Genomic DNA, 20,986 nt, shown 5'->3' on the forward strand with positions numbered 1-20,986 from the left:
GAGCTGTCGCAAGCTTTACCGGGGCTCAACCTCAAGCGGCAAGACCAAAGCTTCCTTGCCTTTCGCCGCCGTCTCCTGTAGTAGCGCGCGTTCTCACGGAAGGCGGTCTTGCACGCACCCATCCGGGACCGGGGATTTCCCCGCTCGGCGCGCAGGATCCATCGTGGTCGACGGACTTCCGTCGTCGCCCGCGCCGCCTTCCACAACGGAAGAAGGAAAACATGGCATTCTACGAACACGTGGTCATCGCGCGGCAGGACATCTCGCCGCAACAGGCCGAAGCTCTGAACGAGCAACTCAAAGCCCTGATCGAAGAGAATGGCGGTCACATCGCCAAGATCGAGTACTGGGGCCTGCGTAACCTCACCTACCGCATCAAGAAGAACCGCAAGGGCCACTACTCCCTGCTCGCGATCGACGCCCCGGCGCCGGCCGTGAAGGAAATGGAGCGCCAGCTGCTCATCAACGAAGATGTGCTGCGCTTCATGACCATCCGCGTGGAAGAGCTGGACCTCGAGCTGTCGCCGGTGCTGGCCCGTCGCGATCGCGGCGACCGCCCCGAGCGTCCGCGCGACGAGTTCGCGGCGTAAGGGAGAAGAGAGATCATGACCGATACGACTGCTCCCGAAGCCGGCGCGCCGGCCGCCGCCGGCGGCGCCCGCCGCCCGTTCTTCCGCCGCCGCAAGGTGTGCCCGTTCTCGGGCGCCAACGCGCCGAAGATCGACTACAAGGACGTCAAGCTCCTGCAGCGCTACGTTTCCGAGCGCGGCAAGATCGTGCCGTCGCGCATCACCGCGGTGTCGGCCAAGAAGCAACGCGAACTGGCCAAGGCCATCAAGCGCGCCCGCTTCCTGGCTCTGCTCCCCTACGTCGTGAAGTAAGGGAGACGCCACGATGAAAGTCATTCTGCTCGAACGCGTTGAAGGCACCGGCGTCCTCGGCGACGTGGTCACGGTGAAGGACGGCTTCGCCCGTAACTTCCTGCTGCCGCGCCACAAGGCCCTGCGCGCCACCAAGGCGAACCTGGACGCCTTCGACGCTCAGCGCGCTGAGATCGAAGCCCGCAACGTCAAGAACCGCGAAGCCGCCGCCAAGAACGGCGAGTCGCTGGACGGCACGCAATACGTCCTGATCCGTCAGGCCGGCGAAAGCGGCCAGCTGTACGGTTCGGTCGCCGGTCGCGACGTCGCCGACGCCATCAAGGCCGAAGGCGGCAAGGTCGACCGTTCGATGGTCGTCCTGGACAAGCCGATCAAGACGCTCGGCGTCCACGAAGTGAAGGTGAAGCTGCACGCCGAAGTGACCATCACGGTCACCCTCAACATCGCGCGCAGCCAGGACGAAGCCGAACGCCAAGCGCGCGGCGAGAACGTCATCGCCTCGCAGTTCGAGGAAGAGCGTCTGGCCGAGGCCGAAGCCGCCCAGGACCTCCTGGAAGGCGGCGCCGGCTCGCAGGAAGGCGACTACGCCGAAGCCTGATCCCGTCAGGGACCTTACGGTTTCCAGAGAACGGCGCGGAGCGATCCGCGCCGTTTTTTTCTGCATCGCTGCTATAGAAATGCTCAGCTTGTAGGTTTTGTGACGAGCGCCCATGTAACGGTCGGGGGCGCTGAAGACCCCCGCCCCGGGGCCGCGCGCACGTGTCGTCGCCCTGGTCACAACAGGGGATTTCGCATGAACTACAAGAGCTTGCTTCTGGCCGCGGCATCGCTGACGGCCTTTTCCGCCACGGCCCACGCCCAGACGGCGCCGGCTGGCGACACCACCGCGGTCGAACAGGTGGTCGTCACCGGCACCCGCGTGGCGCGCTCGCGCCTCGAAACCGTTTCGCCGGTCGACGTGGTCGACAGCAAGTCGCTGACCCGCCAGGGCACGCCGGAACTGGCCCAGGCCCTGGCCAATCTGGCGCCGTCGATCGACTTCCCGCGCCCGGCCGTGACCGACGGCACCGACTCGGTGCGTCCGGCGACCCTGCGCGGCCTGGCTCCCGACCAGACCCTGGTCCTGCTGAACGGCCACCGCGCCCACACCTCGGCGCTGGTCAACATCAACGGCTCGATCGGCCGCGGCTCGGCGCCGTTCGACCTGAACACCATTCCGACGGCGGCCCTGTCCAGCGTCGAGATCCTGCGCGAAGGCGCGGCGGCTCAGTACGGCTCGGACGCCATCGCCGGCGTCATCAACCTGCGCCTTCGTGAAGCCAGCAGCGGCGGCGGCGCGACCGCCACCTACGGCGTCTACAACACCAAGGTGAAGACCACCCGCAATCCCGACGGCCGCACGGCGCACGACGGCCCGGTCTACAGCGCCTCGGTCTGGCAAGGCTTCGCGCTGCCCAACGACGGCTTCCTGACCGTGACGGGCGAGTATTCGTACCGCAACCCGACCAACCGCGCCGACCTCGACCCGCGCGTCACGCCCAACAAGGTCACGGGCATCTTCGGCGACCCCCAGGTCGAGACCAAGACGCTTTACGCCAACTTCGGCCTGCCGCTGAACGACTCCTGGAAGCTGTACGGCCTGGCCGGCTACCAGAACCGCAAGGGCGAGAGCGCCGCCTTCCCGCGCCTGGCCGACAACGCCAACAACTACACATCCGTCTACCCGAACGGCTACGTGCCGAAGATCACCACCGACATCGACGACTACAACCTGGCGCTCGGCGCCAAGGGCGATGTGGCCGGCTTCACGGTCGACGCTTCGGTGAACTACGGGAACAACAAGGTCGCCTACGGCACCATCAACTCCCTCAACGCCTCGCTCGGCCCGAGCTCGCCGACCGCGTTCAAGGACGGGTCGATGCAGTACGGCCAGTGGGTGGCGAGCCTCGACTTCACCCGCCCGCTCGAGCTGTTCCATTTCGCCAAGCCCAGCACCCTGGCCTTCGGCGCCGAGTACCGTGACGAGAGCTACAGGATCCGGGCTGGCGAGACGGCCTCCTGGACCAATGGCGGCAACGGCAAGGGCGCGGGCGCGCAGGGCTTCCCGGGCTTCCGGCCGTCCAACGAGGTGGACGTCGGCCGGAATTCCAAGAGCCTCTACGCCGACCTGGACAACCAGATCACCGACAAGTTCGACGTCGATCTGGCCGTCCGCTACGAGGACTATTCGGACTTCGGCTCGACCACGACCGGCAAGATCGCCGCGCGCTATGACCTGACCGACAGCTTCGCCATCCGCGGGGCCTATTCGTCGGGCTTCCGCGCCCCGGCCCTGCAGCAGCAGTATTTCACCACCACCTCGATCAACATCATCGGCGGGGCGGCGGTGGACGTCGGCACCTTCCCGGCCACCAGCGCCACGGCCAGCGCCCTGGGCGCCAAGCCGCTGGAGCCGGAAAAGTCCAAGAACTACTCGCTGGGCGCGGTCTTCCACAAAGGTCCGTTCGAGCTGACGGTGGACGCCTACCAGATCGATCTGAACAACCGGATCGTTCTGTCGGAGAACATCCAGGGCTCGGCCACCGGCACGGCGACCCAGCAGGCGATCTACCGTCTGCTGCAGCCGTTCGGCGTGACCACGGCGCGGTTCTTCATCAATGGCGTCGACACCAAGACCAAGGGCGTCGACGTCGTCGGCCGCTACCGCCTGGACAGCGAGGCGGCCGGCCGCTTCGACTTCACTCTGGCGGCGAACTTCAACGACACCAAGGTCGAGCGCGTGCCCACCACCAGCACGATCTCGTCCCTGCCCGTCCCTCCAGCCCTGTTCTCGCGCGTCAATGTCGCGATCTTCGAGCAAGGCACGCCGGACAAGAAGTTCGTGGCCAGCAGCGATTGGTCGAAGGGTCCCTTCAGCGCCACCCTGAAGGGCGCCTATTACGGCTCGGTGCTGGTTCCGAACTCGAACCAGACGCTGGACTACCGCACCGGCGCCAAGTCGATCTGGGATCTCGAGGGCCGCTACGCGTTCGCCCGGAACGTCACCTGGGCGGTGGGCGTCAGCAACCTGTTCGACACCTATCCGAACAAGGCGCCGGCGGCGGTGAACACGACCGGCGTCACCGCCTTCTCGAGCTTCTCGCCGTTCGGCTTCAACGGCCGGTTCCTCTACACGCGTCTGGCCTACAACTGGTAGGACCGCGGACGAAAACCACGTGAAAAGCGGGGGCCCGGAGCACAACTCCGGGCCCTTTTGCGTCAGAAGCGGACGCAGGCAGGCGCCCCGGCGCTTGCGCGCGGCGGCGGCGAGAACATACACAGAATATCCCCGTTCATCTGACCCCCGCGTTGATCTGACCCAAGCCTCCGCCCGCCCGTCGCGTTAACTTATGCCGATGTCCCTCGTACCCGCGCTCGATCTGATTTCGCCTGCCCCTCCCGAGCCCACGATCAACGTGGCGCCGCACAACATGGAGGCCGAACAGGCCCTGCTCGGCATCCTGCTGTACGACAACGCCGCCTATGAGCGGCTGAGCGACAACCTGCAGGCCCGCTGCTTCTACGAGCCCTTCCACCAGCGCCTGTTCCAGGCGATCGAGACCCACGTCCGCAAGGGCCAGCTGGCCGAGCCGATCCTGCTGGCCGACGAGTTCAAGAAGGACCCCGCGTTCGAGGAGCTGGGCGGCCTGCGCTACCTGGCCGACCTCGTCGACCGCGCGCCGCCGGCGGCCAATGTCGGCGACTACGCCCGGGTGATCTTTGATCTGTCGCTGCGCCGCGAACTGATCCGCATCGGCGGCGACATCGCCACTGCGGCCCAGGGCGGCGGCGACGAGAAGCGCGCCGCCCGCGACCAGATCGAGGCCGCCGAACAGCAGCTCTACAGCCTGGCCGAAAGCGGCGCGGCCTCGTCGGGCTTCGTCTCGTTCGGCGACGCCCTGCGCGGCGCGGTCGAGATGACCGCCGAGGCCTACAGCCGCGACGGCGGCATGTCGGGCGTGGCCACCGACCTGATCGACCTCGACCAGAAGATCGGCGGCCTGCACCCCTCCGACCTGATCGTCCTGGCCGGCCGCCCGTCGATGGGCAAGACCGCCCTGGCGACGAACATCGCCTTCAACATCGCCAAGAAGTACGCCTACGAGATCCAGCCGGACGGCACGAAGAAGACCGTCCAGGGCGGCGTGGTGGCCTTCTACTCGCTGGAAATGAGCGCCGAGCAGCTGGCCCTGCGTATGCTGGCCGACGCCTCGGGCGTGTCGGGCGACCGCCTCCGCAAGGGCGAGATCGACGCCAGCGAGTTCGGCCGGGTGCGCGACGCGGCCATGGAGCTGCAGGAAGCGCCGCTCTATATCGACGCCACCGGCGGCATCTCGATCGCCAAGCTGACCGCCCGCGCGCGTCGCCTGAAGCGGCAGGTGGGCTTGGACCTGATCGTTGTCGACTACCTGCAGCTGGTCACCGGCTCCGACCTCGGGGCCAACGCCAACCGCGTGCAGGAGGTCTCGCAGATCACCATGGGGCTGAAGGCCCTGGCCAAGGAGCTCTCCTGCCCGGTCATCGCGCTGTCGCAGCTGTCGCGTCAGGTTGAAGCCCGCGAGGACAAGCGGCCGCAGCTGTCGGACCTTCGCGAGTCCGGCTCGATCGAGCAGGACGCCGACATGGTGTGGTTCGTCTATCGCGAGGCCTACTATGTGGGCCGCGCCGAGCCGCGCGAGGGCACGCCCGAGCACCTGACCTGGCAGGAGGAGATGGATCGCCTGCAGGGCCTGGCCGAGGTGATCATCGCCAAGCAGCGCCACGGCCCGATCGGCACCGTGCGCCTGTCGTTCAACAGCGACACCACCCGCTTCGGCAACCTGGCCAAGGACCACTATTTCGCCCAGGCGCGGAACATTCCGTCCAGCGAGTGAAGGCGGCGTTCGGGGAGCGGCGCTTGGCCCTGGTCCTCTGAAACCAAACAGCCTCATCATCGAGTCAGCCGCCGTCCTGAAGCCATTGCCTCACCGCCGCCATCGCCGGCGTTTCGGGGCGTGATTTCAGTCGGGTAAGCCAATAGCGGCCGGCGTCGACGCTAAGACCGAAGGGCTGAGCCAGTCGGCCGCTCGCGAGGTCCTGCTCGAACAACCGAGCGGGCAGCAGGGCGACGCCCAGGCCGCTCGCCGCCGCTGCCGCTAGGCTGGACGAGGCGTCGAACACCGGGCCCCGAATCGCCGGTAGGGTCAGGCCGGCGGCGTCGAACCAGACCTTCCATTCGTCGCGACGATAGGACCGCAGCAGGATCTCTCTTGGCAGGTCGGCCGGCGTCCGCAACCGCCGCGCCAGGCTCGGCGCGCACAGCGGCGTCAGCGGCGCTTCTAGGATTGAAACGGCGTCGGTTCCGTGCCAGGCGCCGTCGCCGTAGCGGATCGCTAGGTCCAGCCCTTCGCCCGCGAGGTCCACCCGGTTGTTGTTGGTCATGATCCGAAGGTCGACGCCGGGGTGGAGCGCGGTGAAATCGGGCAGGCGCGGCAGCAACCATCCGGTGGCGAAGCTTGCGACGACGCCGATGCTGACGGTCTCCTGAAGACGTCCGCCCGCGAAGCGGTCGAGCGTGGCGGTCAGGCGATCGAGGGTGTCGCTGACGATGGGCGCGAGGGCGGCGCCTTCGTCGGTCAGGGCGAGGCCCCGAGGCAGCCGGCGGAACAGCAGCGCGCCGAGCTGATCTTCCAGCAGCTTGATGTGGTGGCTGACGGCGGCCTGGGTGACGCGCAGCTCCAGCGCGGCGCGCGTCACATTGAGGTGCCGCGCGGCCGCCTCGAAGGCGCGCAGGGCGTTGAGCGGCAGCCGCGATCTTTCCATCAGAAAGCATTAGTTCGTTTTATTGCTATCGCCAATTTTGATCGCTTGCGACGCGGACGTGCTGCGATGACCCTCTAACGCGTCGTCCCGACATGAGGAAAAACGATGTGTCGCGGGCGCCTTGGTCACGTCTTAGGGGAACATCATGAGAGTTGTTCGCGCCGCGGCCTTGGCCGCGCTGCTTCTCGCCTCGGCGGCGCGGGCGGCGACGCCTGACACCGCGCCGGCCGCTTGGCGGCCGTCTCCCGGCCACAGCCAGACGCTGATCTGGCCGGGAGCGGCCCCAGGCCTATCGCCTGTCCCAGGGCCGGAGACCGCGAAGGATGGGGGCGTGACCAACGTCACCCGGCCGACGATGACGGTCTATTCGCCCAAGGGCGTGAACAGCGGCGCCGCGGTCATCGTCATCCCCGGCGGCGGCTTTCAGCTGCTGGCCATGGATCTGGAAGGCACGGAGATCTGCGACTGGCTGACCTCCAAGGGAGTCACCTGCGTGCTGCTCAAATACCGCGTGCCGAGCATCCCGTACCGCTGGCAGTGCCGCTGCCGCCCGCAGAATAAGGAGATTTCGACACCGTCGCTGCAGGACGTGCTGCGGACCGTGCGGCTGACGCGGGCTCGGGCCGCCGAGTGGAAGATCGATCCGCGCAAGATCGGGGTGATCGGGTTCTCCGCCGGCGGGTATCTGGCCGCCGAGGCCAGCACCCATTTCGACGATCGCCTCTATGCGCCCGTGGACGCGGCCGACCGACAAAGCGCCCGCCCGGACTTCGCCATCGCCGTCTATCCAGGGCACCTGGCGATGGCCAAGAACAGCATCGCGCTCAATCCCAATATCGAGAAAGCCATCACGCGCCGCACGCCGCCGACCTTCTTGTTGCAGAACGAGGACGACCCCGTGGACAGGGTCGAGGACGCGCTCAGCTACTATATGGGATTGAAGAAGGCGGGCGTTCCGGTCGAACTGCACGCCTACGCCCAAGGCGGCCATGCCTTCGGCCTGCGGGAGAAGAAGCTTCCCGTATCCGCGTGGCCTCGGTTGGTCGAGACATGGCTGCGGACGATCGGGATGCTTTCGGCGTGAGCGACGCCGACATTGCGGATCGCGCCTTGGGACGAACGGTTTGACGAGCCCCGCCGCCTCGGGCCACGCTTAAAGTCTCCCCTAGCCCAGACGAGTCGCATGGATTTCGGCCCCCTGCCCACCTCCAGCCTGGTCGGCGCCTTCCTGTTGGCGTTCCCGGCGCTGTTCTCGATCGTCAATCCGGTCGGGGCGTCGCTGATCTTCCATCAGGCGATGGGAGGACGACCGCGCTTGGAGCGGCTGAAGCTGGCGCGCCAGATCGGCTTCTACGCCTTCCTGGTGCTCCTGGGGTCGCTGCTGCTGGGCGGCTACATCCTGAACTTCTTCGGCGTCAGCCTGGGCGCCCTGCGGGTGGCCGGCGGCCTGGTCGTGGCCATCCGCGCCTGGGGCCTCCTGATGGACCCGCAGGAGAACGAGGAGCGCAAGACCAGCCAGACCGAACCGGCCCAGACCCACGAGGACGTGGCGTTCTTTCCCCTCACCATGCCGTTCACGACGGGACCGGGCTCGATCTCGGTGGCGATCGCCCTCTCCTCGCAACGCCCCACCGAGGGCGACGCCGTCGCGCCGTTCTTCATCGGCGCGGGCCTGGCCGCCGCCCTGGTCGCGATCATGGTCTGGCTGCTCTACAGCGCCTCCGAGCGCGTGATGCGCCTGTTGGGGCCCGCCGGCGCGCGGGTGCTGTCGCGCCTGGTGGCGTTCCTCTTGCTGTGCATCGGCGTCCAGATCATCGCGTCGGGCGCCGAGAACCTGGTGGCGCGGTTCCTGGCGGCGCATCACGGCTAGGCCATTGAACGGCCCGCCGGGGTCCGCTAGGTCGGCCCCATGACCGACAGTCGCATCCTCGTTGATCTCGACGCCCTGGCCGCCAACCACGCGGCGCTGCGCGCGCGGGCCGGCGGGGCCGAGGTGGCGCCGGCGGTGAAGGCCAACGGCTACGGGCTCGGCGCCGCGGCGGTCGCCGATCGGCTGTGGGCCGAGGGCGCGCGGAGCTTCTATGTCGCGCGGCTCTCCGAGGGCGTGGCGCTGCGCGCGGCGCTGGGCGATCGGGCGGCGACGATCCACGTACTGGACGGCGCGACGCCGGGCTCTGGCGACGCGCTGGAGGGCGCGAACCTGGTTCCCGTGCTCAACAGCCTGCCACAGGTCGAGGCCTGGAACAGCCGCGCGCGCGGACGCCGGCTGAAGGCGGCCCTGCACATCGACACCGGCATGAACCGCCTGGGGCTTCGGCTCGAGGAACTGAAGGTGCTGGTCGGGGCGGTCGACCGTCTGAAGGGCCTGGAGATCGATCTGGTGGTCAGCCACCTGGCCTGCGCCGACACGCCCGATCATCCTTTGAACGCGCGCCAACTCGAGCGCTTTCAGGAGGCGGTCGCCCTGCTGCCGGACGCGCGGCGCAGCCTGGCCAATTCGGCGGGGCTGTTCCTCGGCGAAGCCTATCGCTTCGACCAGGCGCGGCCGGGGATCAGCCTCTATGGCGGCGGACCGGAAGGGCGTCCCCACCCTGAGATCCGCGCCGTCGCCACGGTCGAGGCCCCGATCCTGCAGGTGCGGGTCGTGCCGCGCGGCGAAAGCATCGGCTATGGCGCGGGCTGGACCGCGCCGGACACCACGCGGGTGGCCATCGTCGCGGCCGGCTATGCCGACGGCGTGCCGCGCGCGGCCTACCCCAAGGGCGCCGTGTGGTTCGACGGCGCGCGGCGCCCGATGCTGGGTCGCGTCTCGATGGACCTGATCGCCGTCGACATCACCGACTGCGACGCCGCGCTTCCTGGGGCCATGGTCGAGCTCATCGGCCCCCACCTGCCGGTCGACGAAGCGGCCGAGGCGGCGGGCACCTCGGCCTATGAGCTGCTGACGCGAACCTCGGCCCGAGCCACCCGCGTCCTTCGCTAGGATGCACGTCCGGCTTTGGCGCAGGGGGCCGGCAGCCTGTAGTCTCCACGCATCCGAGAATCAGGAGATCCCATGGCCCGCGACGGCGCCGTCTATGCCTGCCAGTCCTGCGGCGCGGTCCAGACCAAGTGGTCGGGACAGTGCCCCGCCTGCCAGAGCTGGAACACCCTGGTCGAGGAGGTCGGCTCGCGGCCGCCGGGCGCGCTGGCCACGACCAAGGCGACGCGCGTGCGCGGCCTGCAATTCACCGGCCTGGAAAGCGAGACGGCCCCGCCGCCGCGTCTGCTGACCGGCGTCGACGAGTTCGACCGGGTCTGCGGCGGCGGCGTCGTGCCGGGCTCGGCCCTGCTGATCGGCGGCGATCCGGGCGTGGGTAAGTCCACCCTGCTGCTGCAGGTCTGCGCCAGCGCCGCCGCGCGCGGCGTCTCCTGCGCCTACATCTCCGGCGAGGAAGCGGTCGAGCAGATCCGCGGCCGCGCCGACCGCATGGGGCTCGCGAAGGCCAATGTCAGCCTGGCCGCCGAGACCTCGCTGCGCGACATCCTCGACGGGCTCAAGCGCGACAGCTTCGACCTGGTGGTCATCGACTCGATCCAGACCCTGTGGAGCGACGCCCACGAGGCCGGGCCCGGCACCGTCACCCAGGTCCGCGCCTGCGCCACCGAGCTGGTGCGACTGGCCAAGAAGAAGGGCGTGGCGATCCTGCTGGTCGGCCACGTCACCAAGGACGGCCAGATCGCCGGGCCGCGCGTCGTCGAGCATCTGGTCGACGCGGTGCTGAGCTTCGAAGGCGAGCGCGGCTATCCGTTCCGGATCCTGCGCGGGGCGAAGAACCGGTTCGGGGCCACCGACGAGATCGGCGTCTTCGAGATGGGCGATGTCGGCCTCCGCGAAGTCAAGAACCCCTCGGCCCTGTTCCTGAACGAAGGCGGCGAGCGGGCGGCGGGCGCGGCGGTGTTCGCCGGCATCGAGGGCAGCCGGCCCGTGCTGGTGGAATTCCAGGCCCTGGTCGCGCCGTCCGCCTACGGAACGCCGCGCCGGGCGGTCGTCGGCTGGGATTCCGGCCGCCTGGCCATGGTGCTCGCCGTGCTCGAGGCCCGATGCGGCCTTGGTTTTGGCGACAAGGACGTCTATCTGAACGTCGCTGGCGGTCTGCGCATCACGGAGCCGGCGGCGGATCTCGCGGCGGCGGCGGCCCTGGCCTCTTCCGCCCTCGACGTGGCCCTGCCCCAGGACTGCGTCGTGTTCGGCGAGCTCAGCCTGTCGGGCGAGGTTCGGCCCGTCAGTCGGATGGAGACGCGTTTGAAGGAAGCCGCGAAACTGGGATTTGGCCGGGCGCTCGGTCCGCTGGCCGGCCTCCCGGAAGGCGGCGGCGCCCTGCCCGTGGCGGGGGTCGCGCGTCTGACCGACGCGGTGCGGCGCATCGGCGACGAGATCTGGAGCAGTCACGCGTGACGCCGTTCGACATCATCGCCGGGCTTCTGCTGCTGATTTCCGGCGTCACCGGCTGGATGCGCGGCGCCTCGCGCGAGCTGACCTCGGCCCTGTCGTTCATCTTCGCCGCCGCCATCGCCCTGTTCGGCCTGCGGATCTCGGGCCCGATCTTCCGCAAGCTCATGGACCCCGACTGGGCGGCCACGGCCTCGGCGGTGCTGGTGGTGTTCGTGATCTTCTTCCTGATCTTCCGCCTGATCGGCGGTCGGATCACCGCCACCTTGCAGGACAGTTCGGCCGGAACCCTGGATCGCGCGGTGGGCGCGACGTTCGGCCTGATCCGCGCCTGCGTGGTGCTGGGCGTCTTCAACCTGCTGCTGCATCTGGCGACGCCGCCGGACCGGATGCCGCATTGGGTCGAGAACTCGATGTTCTATCCCGTGTCCGAAGTCAGCGGGACCGTGCTGAAGGTCTTCGCGCCGAAGGGCAAGGCGCTGGCCGGCAAGCTGGCGCCCGCGATCACCGAGGCCGTCCACGACGGAACCAAGACGAACGGCGACAATCGGTCCGGCGAGAAATCGCGCGGACAGGGCTATGATGAGGACCAGCGTCGCCAGCTCGACGACCTGGTGGAGAAATCGCGATGAGCTTCCTGGGCCAATCGACCGACCGCTATTCGACGCCGCCGCACCGTGACGCGGACGACGACACCCTCCGCCTCGAATGCGGCGTGTTCGGCGTGTTCGGCGCGCGGGACGCGGCGGCCATCGCGGCCCTGGGTCTGCACGCCCTGCAGCACCGCGGCCAGGAGGCCTGCGGCATCGCCGCCTTCGACGGCAACCGTTTCCATACCGAGCGCCACATGGGCCATGTCGGCGACGCCTTCACCGGCGCCGACCTCGTGCAGCGCCTCCCGGGCAACATGGCCATCGGTCACACGCGCTATTCGACGGCCGGCGGCAGCTTCATCCGCAACGTCCAGCCGATGTTCGCCGATCTGGAGACCGGCGGCGTCGCCCTGGCCCACAACGGCAACCTGACCAACTTCCTGACCCTGCGCGAGCGCCTGGTCCAGGAAGGCGCGATCTTCCAGTCGACCTCGGACAGCGAGGTGATCCTCCACCTGATCGCCCGCTCGCGGAAGGCTCGCATCGTCGACCGCTTCATCGACGCGATCAGCCAGATCGAGGGCGGCTTCGCCCTGGTGGCCATCACCAACAAGAAGATGATCGGCGTGCGCGACCCGCTGGGCATCCGGCCGCTGGTGCTGGGCGATCTCGACGGCAAGCCCGTCCTGGCGTCCGAGACCTGCGCCCTCGACATGATCGGCGCCCGCTTCGTGCGCGACATCGAGCACGGCGAGATGGTGGTGATCGAGGAGACCGGCGTCACCTCGTCCAAGCCGTTCCAGACCCTGCCCGCCCGGCCCTGCGTGTTCGAATATGTCTATTTCGCCCGCCCCGACAGCGTCGTGAACGGCCGGTCGGTCTATGGCGTGCGCAAGCGCATGGGCCGCAACCTCGCCAAGGAGACCGGCGTCGAGGCCGACGTCGTGGTGCCGGTGCCCGACAGCGGCGTGCCGGCGGCGCTGGGCTACGCCCAGGAGAGCGGCCTGCCGTTCGAGATGGGCATCATCCGCAACCACTATGTGGGCCGCACCTTCATCCAGCCGACCCAAGGCGTGCGCGAACTGGGGGTGCGCATGAAGCACAGCCCCAATCGCGCCATCCTGGCCGGCAAGCGCGTGGTGCTGATCGACGACTCGATCGTGCGCGGCACCACCTCGCTGAAGATCGTCCGCATGGTCCGCGAGGCGGGCGCCAAGGAAGTCCACCTGCGCTCGGCCAGCCCGCCGATCAAGTGGCCCGACTTCTACGGCATCGACATGCCCGAGCGCGAACAGCTGCTGGCGGCCAACAAGTCGCTGGAGGAGATGGCCAAGTTCCTGGAAGTGGACAGCCTGGGCTTCCTGTCGGTGGACGGGCTCTACCAGGCGCTGGACGCCGGCCCGCGCGACCCGGCCTGCCCGCAGTTCACCGACCACTATTTCACCGGCGACTACCCCACCCGCCTGACCGATCGCGAGATCGCCGAGGGCCGTAACGAGACCAACGACAGGCAGCTGTCGCTGCTGGTCAGCGCCTAAGCGCCGTTCCGTGAGTCTGAAGTCCGTTCTCGAGAAGCTGAAGCTCGAGCCCTACGTCCTGGCCTTGTTCGGCATGGTGGTGCTGGCGTCGGTGCTGCCGGTGCGCGGCGCGGCGGCGCATGACCTGAACATCGTCGTCAAGCTGGCCATCGCCCTGCTGTTCTTCCTGCATGGGGCCAAGCTCTCGCGCGAGAACGTGGTCGCGGGCGTCACCCACTGGCGCCTGCACCTGTTGATCCTGGCCTTCACCTTCGTGCTGTTCCCGGTCCTGGGCCTGGTCATCAGCAAGTTGGGCGTGCTGCCGCCGACGCTGGCGGCGGGGATCGTCTTCCTGTGCTGCCTGCCCTCGACCGTGCAGTCGTCGATCGCCTTCACCTCGATCGCGCGCGGCAATGTCGCGGCCGCCGTGGTGGCGGCCAGCGCCTCGAACCTGTTCGGCATCTTCATCACGCCGGTGCTGGTGGGTCTGCTGATGCACACGACCGGCGCGGCGTCCGGCGGCTGGAACTCGGTGCGCGACATCGTCGTGCAGCTCCTGCTGCCCTTCGTCGTCGGACAACTCGCGAGGCCCTGGGTGAGCGGCTGGCTGGCGCGACACAAGGGATTGATCGGCTATGTCGATCGCGGCTCGATCCTGCTGGTGGTCTATTCGGCCTTCAGCGAGGCCGTGGTCGGCGGCATCTGGCACAAGATCTCGCCGCTACAGTTGCTGATCCTGCTCGCGGTCAACGGCGCGCTGCTGGCCGTCGTGCTGATCGCCACCACCTTCGGCGCGCGGGCCCTCGGCTTCTCGCCCGAGGACGAACGGGCGATCACCTTCTGCGGCTCCAAGAAGAGCCTGGCCACCGGCGTGCCGATGGCCGGGATCCTGTTCCCTGGCCCCACGGCCGGCGTTCTGGTGCTGCCGCTGATGATCTTCCACCAGATCCAGCTGATGGCCTGCTCGGTGATCGCCCAGCACTACGCCAAACAGGCCCGGAGCGACGCCGCGGAAGCTTAAGGGCTCCGCGAGGTTTCCGTCCGCCCTCCCCTGATCTAGAACCCGCCCATGACCTCCGACTCGTCCAAGCCGCTGGCCGGCCGCATCGCCCTCGTCACCGGCGCCACGCGTGGGATCGGCGAGGCCGTGGCCTTGGGCCTGGCCCAGGCGGGCGCGCACGTGATCGCGCTAGGCCGCACGCAAGGGGCCCTCGAAGCCCTCGACGACGCCATCCTGGCCGCGACCGGCGACCGCGCAACCCTGGTTCCGCTGGACCTGCGAGAGCCCGACGGGCTGGACCATCTGGGCGCGGCCATCCACCAGCGCTGGGGCAAGCTAGACATCCTGGTCGGCGCCGCCGGCCTGCTGGGTCCCCTCACCCCGGTCAGCCACCTGGAGCCGAAGGGCTGGGAGATGATCCTGTCCACGAACCTGACCGCCAACTGGCGGCTGATCCGGGCGATGGACCCGCTGCTGCGCGCCTCCGACGCCGGCCGCGCCCTGTTCTTCTCCAGCAGCGTCGCCCGCACGCGTCCGGCCTTCTGGGGCGCCTACGCGGCGACCAAGGCGGCGCTGGAAGCCCTGGTCGACGTCTATGCCGACGAGATGGAGAATACGCCGGTGCGCGCGCTCTGCGTCGATCCGGGCGCGATGCGCACGCGCATGCGGGCCGGCGCCTTCCCCGGCGAGGATCCCAAGACCGTTCCCGCGCCCGAGACCATCGTTCCGTTCGTGCTCGATCTGGTTCGGCCGGACCGCGAGCCGCCCAAGGGCGTGGTCCGCTTCAAGGAGCGCGGCCAGGAAGCGCCCTCGATCGACGCCTGAACCGTGATTCGCGAGGCCGGCCCGCGCGGACGCCGAGGTTGTTCGCGCCTCTGAAGACGACCCTTACGTGCTTGTTCCAACGAATATTTCTACCACTCGTCGAACATGTGATGCCATTAGGGTTGGATTAACCTTCATCCCCCGAAAGATGTAGCGACTTCTACGCAAATCCTTTGGGGGGATTTCGGATGGCTCTATTCAGTTTCGGTCGTGAAGACGACGGCGCCTCAAGTAAGATCTCCGACCTCGAGGGGGTGGTCGCGGCGATCCAGAGGTCTCAGGCGGTGATCGAGTTCGGCCTCGACGGCTCGATCATCACCGCCAATGACAACTTCCTCACGGCGATGGGGTTCACGCTCGGCGAGATCCAGGGGCGTAAGCACAGCCTGTTCGTCGACCCGGAATACGCCGCCAGCGCCGAGTATCGCGATTTCTGGCGTCGCCTGGCAGCCGGCGAGTTCTTCTCCGAGAAGTTCAAGCGGATCGGCAAGGGCGGCCGCGAGGTGTGGCTGCAAGCCTCCTACAATCCCATCCTCGACAAGGCCGGAAGGCCCTACAAGGTCATCAAGTTCGCCACCGACATCACCGCGATCGAGGATGAGCGTCGACTGAGCGAGGCTCAGCGTCAGGCGGCGCAGACGGAGCAGGACCACGTGGTGTCGGTGCTGGCCGAAAGCCTGACCCGACTGGCGCGCGGCGACCTGACGACGCGCATCGACGCCCAGTTCGACGGCCGGTACGCGGTGCTGCGGGAAGACTTCAACGCCGCCGTCGACAGCCTCAAGCAGGCCATGAGCGCCATTTCCGAGGCGGCCCACGGCATGACGAGCGGGGCCAACGAGATCGCCAGCGCGTCCAGCGATCTGTCCAAGCGCACCGAGCAGCAGGCGGCCAGCCTGGAGGAAACCGCCGCGGCCCTGGACGAGATCACCGCCACGGTGCGCCGCAGCGCCGAGGGCGCCAAACAGGCGTCGGCCACCGCCTCGGCGGCCAGCGCCGACGCCGATCGCTCGGGCGCCGTGGTCCGCGAGGCCGTGGCGGCCATGGGCGAGATCGAGAAGTCCTCGGGCCAGATCACCCAGATCATCGGCGTCATCGACGAGATCGCCTTCCAGACCAACCTGCTGGCCTTGAACGCCGGCGTCGAGGCCGCTCGGGCCGGCGAGGCCGGGCGCGGCTTCGCCGTGGTCGCTCAGGAGGTGCGGGCCCTGGCCCAGCGGTCGGCCGAGGCGGCCAAGGAGATCAAGCAACTGATCGCCAGCAGCACCGCCCAGGTCGAGCGCGGCGTGCGGCTGGTCGGCGACACCGGCGAGGCGCTGGAGGACATCGTCACCAAGGTCACCGAGATCGACGCCCTGATCCGCGAGATCGCTCAGTCCTCGCAGGAACAGGCGACGGGCCTCAACCAGGTGAACGCCGCGGTCAATCAGATGGACCAGGTGACCCAGCAGAACGCGGCCATGGTCGAGCAGGCCACGACCTCGGCCGCCCAGCTGCGCGGCGAGGCCGAGGACCTGGCCCGGCAAGTCGGGCAGTTCGAAATCGGCGGCGCGGCGATGACGCGGAGCGCGCCCCCGGTCCGCTCGGCCGGCCCCGCGCCCGCCATGCGCACCGCTCCCCGCGCGGGTCGCCCAGGCTCCGCGGCCACCGCCGTCGCGCAGGCCGCCTGGGAAGAGTTCTAGATCGCTTTTGTGGGGAGGGCCCGCCACGCGGGTCCGCGACAGCCGCCGTCCTCGCGACGGCGGCTGTTTTCATGGTCAGCGTCCCTTGGGGCGTCCCGGACCGGTATTGCCGCGCACCGTGCGAGCGCCCGCCGTCGGGCGACGCGGCGTCGCCGCCTTGCCGCCGGCGGCCTTGGCGCCGACCTTGTAGCTGGGCGCGGCCTTCTTGGCGGTCTTGGGGCCCTTGGCCTTGACGGGCTTGACGGCGGCCTTGCCCGGTTCGGCGACGGCGCTTTCGGTCGGCGCGCCGGTCTTGGTGACGGTCGGCCCCTTCTTCTTGACCGGCTTCACGGCCGCCTTGCCCGGTTCGGGGAGCCCCGCTTCGGCGGCGGCCTTGGCGGCGGCCTCGTCGGCGAGGCGCTTGGACTTCTTGACCGTGTTGCGCGAGGCGCGGATGCGCTCTTCCTCACGCTCGCGGCGTTCGAACTCACGCTTGCCCCGGCCCGAGTGGCCCTTGGCCTCGCCCTCGGCATAGGGGTTGGCGCCCGACTTGATGGTGATGCGCAGCGGCACGCCCGGCAGGTCGAAGCTTTCGCGCAGGGAGTTGATCAGATAGCGCCGGTAGTGGTCGGGCATCTGGTCGGCGCGGCTGGAGAACAGCACGAAGGTCGGCGGGCGGGCCTTGGTCTGGGCCATGTACTTGGGTTTCACGCGGCGGCCGCTGACGGCGGGCGGCGGGTGTCGCTGCATCGCCATCTGCAGCCAGTCGTTCAGATCGCGGGTCTTGACCTTGGTCGACCAGTCCTTGTGGGTCTTGATCACCGCCGGCATCAGGTGACCGATGCCCTTGCCCGTCTCGCCGGACAGGGCCACGACCGGCGCGCCCCGCAGCTGGGGCAGCATGCGCTCAGCGTGCTCTCGGAAGGCGGCCAGGTGCGCGGCCTGGTCCTCGATCAGGTCCCACTTGGCCAGGACGAACACCACGGCCCGCCCTTCCCGCTCGGCGAGGTCGGCAATCTGCAGGTCCTGGATCTCGAACGGATGGGTGGCGTCCATCACCAGCAGCACCACCTCGGCGAAGGTGATGGCGCGGATGGTGTCCTGGGTCGACAGCTTCTCCAGCTTGTCCTGAACCTTGGCCTTGCGGCGCAGGCCGGCGGTGTCGACGAGGCGGATCTTGCGCCCGTCCCATTCCCAGTCGACCGAGATGGAGTCGCGCGTGATCCCGGCCTCGGGGCCGGTCAGCAGGCGATCCTCGCCCAGCAGGCGGTTGACCAGGGTCGACTTGCCGGCGTTCGGACGGCCGATGATGGCGATGCGGATCGGCTTGGTGTCGTCGTCGAGATCCTCGTCGTCGGCCTGGGGCTCGAACGGCACCAGGGCCGCGTAGAGCTCGGCCATGCCCTCGCCGTGCTCGCCCGAGATCGGGATCGGCTCGCCCAGGCCTAGGCGGAACGCCTCGCCCGCGCCGACGTCGCCGGCCTTGCCCTCGGCCTTGTTGGCCGCGACGATCACCGGCTTGTCGCGCTTGCGCAGGATGGCGGCGAACACCTCGTCCAGCGGGGTCACGCCTTCGCGGGCGTCGAACACGAACAGCGAGACGTCGGCCTCCTCTATGGCGGCCTCGGTCTGGGCGCGCATGCGGGCTTCCAGGCTGGAGTCGTCGACATCCTCGAAGCCGGCGGTGTCGATCAGCTCAAGTTCCAGGTCGCCGATATTGCCGGCGGCGTAGCGGCGGTCGCGCGTGACGCCCGGCTGGTCGTCGACGATGGCCAGCTTCTTGCCGGCCAGACGATTGAACAGCGTGGACTTGCCCACATTCGGGCGGCCGACGATGGCGAGTTTCAGAGGCATGGACGTCCAAGTAGTCGATTTTGGCCTTCACCGCAAAAGCGACGGCCCGGGACGGCTTTCACCATCCCGGGCCCGAAGGCGTTTGATTGTCTTTTCGGCCCCGCGGGGAGCCGACGATCAGCGGATGGCGACCAGCTCGGCGTCGTCCGTGACCAAGTAGATCATGTTGCCCACCGCGATCGGGTTGATCAGGACGGGCGAGCCGATCTTCAGGCTCTTTTCCTTGGCGCCGGTCTTGGCGTTCAGGGCCACGGCCTCGCCGTCGCTGGACACCGTGATCAGACGGCCATTGGCCAAGATCGGGGTGGTCCACAGGCGCGGGTGCTTGGCGCGCTTCTTCTTCTGCTTCTTGGACAGGGCCTCGGTGTTGTTGAGGTCCTGGATCCAGTAGACCGAGCCGTTCTCGCGCGAGACGCAGATCACCTGGCCAGCCTTGTCGACGACATAGACGACGTCGCCGGCGGCCCAGGGCGTGGTGATGGCGGTCACCGGCAGGCTCCAGCGCGCCTGGCCCGTGCGCAGGTCGGTGGCGGCGAAGACGCCCGAGTGGCTGACGGCGAAGACGTCGCCCTTGTAGATCACCGGGCGCCCCGGAATGTCGCGGATCTCGGACAGCGCGTTGGTGCGGCTGGCGCGGCTGAGCGCCTCGCTCCACAGGTCATTGCCGTTGGTGGCGCGCAGGGCGATCAGCTCGCCCGAGGCGAAGCCGGCGACCACGGTGTCGCCGCTGACGGCGGGGCTGGAGGCGGCCAGGATGCGGGCCGGCTCGCTGAGCGCCTGATAGGTCCAGCCCGGCACGCCGGTGTCGGCGGCGAAGGTCAGCAGTTCGTTGTCGGTCGAGATCACGAAGACGCGGCCGTCGGCGACGGTCGGCGCGCCGTGGATCGGGGTCGAGGTGGTTTGCGTCCAGTTCAGGGCGCCCGAGCCGGCGTCCAGCTGCGCCACGAAGCGGAAGCCCGAGGCGACATAGACCTTGCCGTCCGGCCCGAGGGCCACGCCGCCGCCGAAGCCGAGGCGATCGTTCTTCTTGGGGATCAGGCCGAACGGCCCGCCCCGCTTGCTGGGGCCGGCGGCCGGACGCAGGTCCTTGCGCCAGATCTGCGCGCCGGTCTTGGCGTCCATCGCCACGACATCGGCCGCGCCATCCATCACGAAGACGCGGTCGCTGGTGGCCACCGGCGGAGCGGTGACGTGGAACTTGGCGCCCGCCTTCTTGCCGAAGCCCTTCTTCCAGGCGACCTCGAAGCTCTTGCCCGCGTCGACGTGCTCGATCGACTGCTCGGGGTTGCCGCCCGGCAGTCGCCACTCGGTCTGAACGACCGGATCGGGCAGGAAGAAGTCGGCGCCTTTAAGCGACTCGTTGGCCTCGACCTTCTGATCGAAGGCGATGATCGAGATGCGCTGGCCCTGAGTGGCCGTGGACTTGTTCTTGTCCTTGCCGTGGAACGGATTGACCTTGGAAATGGTCGAGCAGCCGCTGACGGCCACGGTCGCCGTCATCAGGGCGGCCAGGGCGACGGAACGCTTGGAGTTCATCAGAAGGCTCATTGCGGGGCGCCAGCGGCGGCGTTGGGCGCGGCGACGGCGCCGGGCGGGATCAGGGCGGGCGGCGTGGCCGGCAGGGCCGCGGCGGCCTTGACGGCGGCGGCCAGATCCTTGGCCGAACCGGAGTCGATCATCTGCATGGCGGCCTGGGCGCGCTGGCGGACCTCGTCGGAGGAGTTGTCCAGCGAATTGGCCAGCACCACGAAATCGCCCCGCGCGCCGGCCAGATCCCCGGCCTGCAGCTTGGCGAACGCCAGGGCTTCCTTGGCGTACACGCGGTACGGGCTCTTTTCCCCCGCCAAAGGCGTCAACCTCGCTTCGATGTCCTTGTACGGGGCGGTGTCCATCAGGGCGAAGGCGGATTTGAGGCGGGCCAGATCCCCGAGGATCGGGCTGGGCGCGGCCTTGGCGGCCTCGTCGAAATAGGCGACGGCCTCCTTGGCCTTGTTCTGCTCGACGCGGATGTCGCCCATCTGCAGCAGCGCCAGGGCCTTGTAGCCGCGCGCGCCGCCGTCGGCGACCGCCTTGAACTGGCCAAACGCCTTGTCCGGGCCGTCCTTTTGGGCGGTTTCGAGCGCCGTCTGATAGGCTTCCGAGGCCTTGTTGGCCTGGCCGGTCTGATACGAGGTCCAGCCCCAGTAGCCGCCGACGCCGATGACCACCGCCGCGGCGGCCGCCGCCACCCAAGGCAGCGACTTCACCGCCAGGCTGCGATAGCGCTCCGAGCGAAGCTGCTCTTCGACTTCGTCAAAAACATCGACCACGAAACGAGGCTCCGAAACAGGCGCTGCCCAGAAACGCCGCGTCCATCCTGGAGCGACCTTGCCGGGTGTAAGA

The 20,986-nt window shown here is 68.7% G+C and carries 18 protein-coding genes; 14 read left to right on the forward strand and 4 right to left on the reverse strand.

Features of this window, described 5'->3' with window-relative positions; all coding sequences use genetic code 11:
* Positions 1-221: 221 nt before the first annotated feature.
* The 5 genes from rpsF to Q0V34_RS10640 all read left to right on the forward strand — a co-directional run bounded on the left by rpsF (position 222) and on the right by Q0V34_RS10640 (position 5,794).
* Entirely contained in the window at positions 222-590 is a 369-nt protein-coding gene (rpsF, locus tag Q0V34_RS10620) for a 30S ribosomal protein S6 (RefSeq protein WP_297511494.1), read from the forward strand.
* A 15-nt stretch (positions 591-605) separates the two neighbouring features.
* Entirely contained in the window at positions 606-881 is a 276-nt protein-coding gene (gene rpsR / locus Q0V34_RS10625) for a 30S ribosomal protein S18 (protein ID WP_297511496.1), read from the forward strand.
* Between the two features lie 13 nt (positions 882-894).
* Positions 895-1,479 (forward strand): 50S ribosomal protein L9, encoded by a 585-nt coding sequence (gene rplI, locus Q0V34_RS10630; protein ID WP_297511498.1) that lies wholly within the window; start codon positions 895-897, stop codon positions 1,477-1,479.
* 195 nt (positions 1,480-1,674) lie between these two features.
* Positions 1,675-4,077 carry a TonB-dependent receptor gene (locus tag Q0V34_RS10635; protein ID WP_297511500.1) on the forward strand — a complete coding sequence of 801 codons (2,403 nt, stop codon included), beginning with the start codon at positions 1,675-1,677 and terminating at the stop codon, positions 4,075-4,077.
* 193 nt (positions 4,078-4,270) lie between these two features.
* Entirely contained in the window at positions 4,271-5,794 is a 1,524-nt protein-coding gene (locus Q0V34_RS10640) for a replicative DNA helicase (RefSeq protein WP_297511502.1), read from the forward strand.
* Positions 5,795-5,858: 64 nt separating this feature from the next.
* On the opposite strand, the gene Q0V34_RS10645 is transcribed toward Q0V34_RS10640, so the two are convergent.
* On the reverse strand, positions 5,859-6,722 hold the full coding sequence (locus Q0V34_RS10645) for a LysR family transcriptional regulator (RefSeq protein WP_297511504.1): 864 nt from the start codon (positions 6,720-6,722) through the stop codon (positions 5,859-5,861).
* A gap of 331 nt (positions 6,723-7,053) precedes the next feature.
* Between Q0V34_RS10645 and Q0V34_RS10650 the strand changes: the two genes are divergently transcribed.
* From Q0V34_RS10650 to Q0V34_RS10690, 9 genes are all read left to right on the forward strand, one after another.
* The gene (locus tag Q0V34_RS10650; RefSeq protein ID WP_297511506.1) at positions 7,054-7,806 is read left to right on the forward strand and encodes an alpha/beta hydrolase; all 753 of its coding nucleotides are present in this window, start codon (positions 7,054-7,056) and stop codon (positions 7,804-7,806) included.
* 99 nt (positions 7,807-7,905) lie between these two features.
* Positions 7,906-8,592 (forward strand): MarC family protein, encoded by a 687-nt coding sequence (locus Q0V34_RS10655; RefSeq protein ID WP_297511507.1) that lies wholly within the window; start codon positions 7,906-7,908, stop codon positions 8,590-8,592.
* A 39-nt stretch (positions 8,593-8,631) separates the two neighbouring features.
* Positions 8,632-9,705, forward strand: coding sequence for an alanine racemase (alr, locus tag Q0V34_RS10660; RefSeq protein ID WP_297511509.1), 1,074 nt, complete (start codon positions 8,632-8,634; stop codon positions 9,703-9,705).
* 72 nt (positions 9,706-9,777) lie between these two features.
* The gene (gene radA / locus Q0V34_RS10665) at positions 9,778-11,160 is read left to right on the forward strand and encodes a DNA repair protein RadA (RefSeq protein WP_297511511.1); all 1,383 of its coding nucleotides are present in this window, start codon (positions 9,778-9,780) and stop codon (positions 11,158-11,160) included.
* A complete protein-coding gene (locus Q0V34_RS10670; RefSeq protein ID WP_297511513.1) occupies positions 11,157-11,786 on the forward strand; it encodes a CvpA family protein in 630 nt (209 codons plus the stop codon). Before radA ends, Q0V34_RS10670 begins: the two co-directional genes overlap by 4 nt.
* Positions 11,783-13,285 (forward strand): amidophosphoribosyltransferase, encoded by a 1,503-nt coding sequence (gene purF / locus Q0V34_RS10675; RefSeq protein WP_297511515.1) that lies wholly within the window; start codon positions 11,783-11,785, stop codon positions 13,283-13,285. Before Q0V34_RS10670 ends, purF begins: the two co-directional genes overlap by 4 nt.
* Before the next feature lie 10 nt (positions 13,286-13,295).
* The gene (locus tag Q0V34_RS10680) at positions 13,296-14,285 is read left to right on the forward strand and encodes a bile acid:sodium symporter family protein (RefSeq protein ID WP_297511517.1); all 990 of its coding nucleotides are present in this window, start codon (positions 13,296-13,298) and stop codon (positions 14,283-14,285) included.
* Between the two features lie 48 nt (positions 14,286-14,333).
* The gene (locus Q0V34_RS10685) at positions 14,334-15,089 is read left to right on the forward strand and encodes an SDR family NAD(P)-dependent oxidoreductase (protein ID WP_297511519.1); all 756 of its coding nucleotides are present in this window, start codon (positions 14,334-14,336) and stop codon (positions 15,087-15,089) included.
* A gap of 188 nt (positions 15,090-15,277) precedes the next feature.
* Positions 15,278-16,771: a PAS domain-containing methyl-accepting chemotaxis protein gene (locus Q0V34_RS10690; protein ID WP_297511521.1), complete on the forward strand. Its 1,494-nt coding sequence runs from the start codon at positions 15,278-15,280 to the stop codon at positions 16,769-16,771.
* A gap of 75 nt (positions 16,772-16,846) precedes the next feature.
* Here the strand turns inward: Q0V34_RS10690 and der are convergent, their stop codons facing one another.
* The 3 genes from der to Q0V34_RS10705 all read right to left on the reverse strand — a co-directional run bounded on the left by der (position 16,847) and on the right by Q0V34_RS10705 (position 20,913).
* Positions 16,847-18,604: a ribosome biogenesis GTPase Der gene (gene der / locus Q0V34_RS10695; RefSeq protein WP_297511523.1), complete on the reverse strand. Its 1,758-nt coding sequence runs from the start codon at positions 18,602-18,604 to the stop codon at positions 16,847-16,849.
* A gap of 117 nt (positions 18,605-18,721) precedes the next feature.
* Positions 18,722-20,152 carry a PQQ-like beta-propeller repeat protein gene (locus Q0V34_RS10700; RefSeq protein ID WP_297511525.1) on the reverse strand — a complete coding sequence of 477 codons (1,431 nt, stop codon included), beginning with the start codon at positions 20,150-20,152 and terminating at the stop codon, positions 18,722-18,724.
* Positions 20,149-20,913: a tetratricopeptide repeat protein gene (locus tag Q0V34_RS10705; protein ID WP_297511527.1), complete on the reverse strand. Its 765-nt coding sequence runs from the start codon at positions 20,911-20,913 to the stop codon at positions 20,149-20,151. Before Q0V34_RS10705 ends, Q0V34_RS10700 begins: the two co-directional genes overlap by 4 nt.
* Positions 20,914-20,986 lie beyond the last annotated feature (73 nt).

It is taken from the genome of uncultured Caulobacter sp. (assembly GCF_947036865.1).
Classification (GTDB): domain Bacteria; phylum Pseudomonadota; class Alphaproteobacteria; order Caulobacterales; family Caulobacteraceae; genus Caulobacter.

Bases quoted from the DNA above. Each gene is read 5' to 3' on its own strand.
- Q0V34_RS10690 (WP_297511521.1), top strand. From the start codon at position 15,278: ATGGCTCTATTCAGTTTCGGTCGTGAAGACGACGGCGCCTCAAGTAAG.
- purF (WP_297511515.1), top strand. From the start codon at position 11,783: ATGAGCTTCCTGGGCCAATCGACCGACCGCTATTCGACGCCGCCGCAC.
- Q0V34_RS10645 (WP_297511504.1), bottom strand. From the start codon at position 6,722: ATGGAAAGATCGCGGCTGCCGCTCAACGCCCTGCGCGCCTTCGAGGCG.
- radA (WP_297511511.1), top strand. From the start codon at position 9,778: ATGGCCCGCGACGGCGCCGTCTATGCCTGCCAGTCCTGCGGCGCGGTC.
- rpsF (WP_297511494.1), top strand. From the start codon at position 222: ATGGCATTCTACGAACACGTGGTCATCGCGCGGCAGGACATCTCGCCG.
- Q0V34_RS10635 (WP_297511500.1), top strand. From the start codon at position 1,675: ATGAACTACAAGAGCTTGCTTCTGGCCGCGGCATCGCTGACGGCCTTT.
- Q0V34_RS10640 (WP_297511502.1), top strand. From the start codon at position 4,271: ATGCCGATGTCCCTCGTACCCGCGCTCGATCTGATTTCGCCTGCCCCT.
- Q0V34_RS10700 (WP_297511525.1), bottom strand. From the start codon at position 20,152: ATGAGCCTTCTGATGAACTCCAAGCGTTCCGTCGCCCTGGCCGCCCTG.
- rpsR (WP_297511496.1), top strand. From the start codon at position 606: ATGACCGATACGACTGCTCCCGAAGCCGGCGCGCCGGCCGCCGCCGGC.
- alr (WP_297511509.1), top strand. From the start codon at position 8,632: ATGACCGACAGTCGCATCCTCGTTGATCTCGACGCCCTGGCCGCCAAC.
- rplI (WP_297511498.1), top strand. From the start codon at position 895: ATGAAAGTCATTCTGCTCGAACGCGTTGAAGGCACCGGCGTCCTCGGC.
- der (WP_297511523.1), bottom strand. From the start codon at position 18,604: ATGCCTCTGAAACTCGCCATCGTCGGCCGCCCGAATGTGGGCAAGTCC.
- Q0V34_RS10685 (WP_297511519.1), top strand. From the start codon at position 14,334: ATGACCTCCGACTCGTCCAAGCCGCTGGCCGGCCGCATCGCCCTCGTC.
- Q0V34_RS10655 (WP_297511507.1), top strand. From the start codon at position 7,906: ATGGATTTCGGCCCCCTGCCCACCTCCAGCCTGGTCGGCGCCTTCCTG.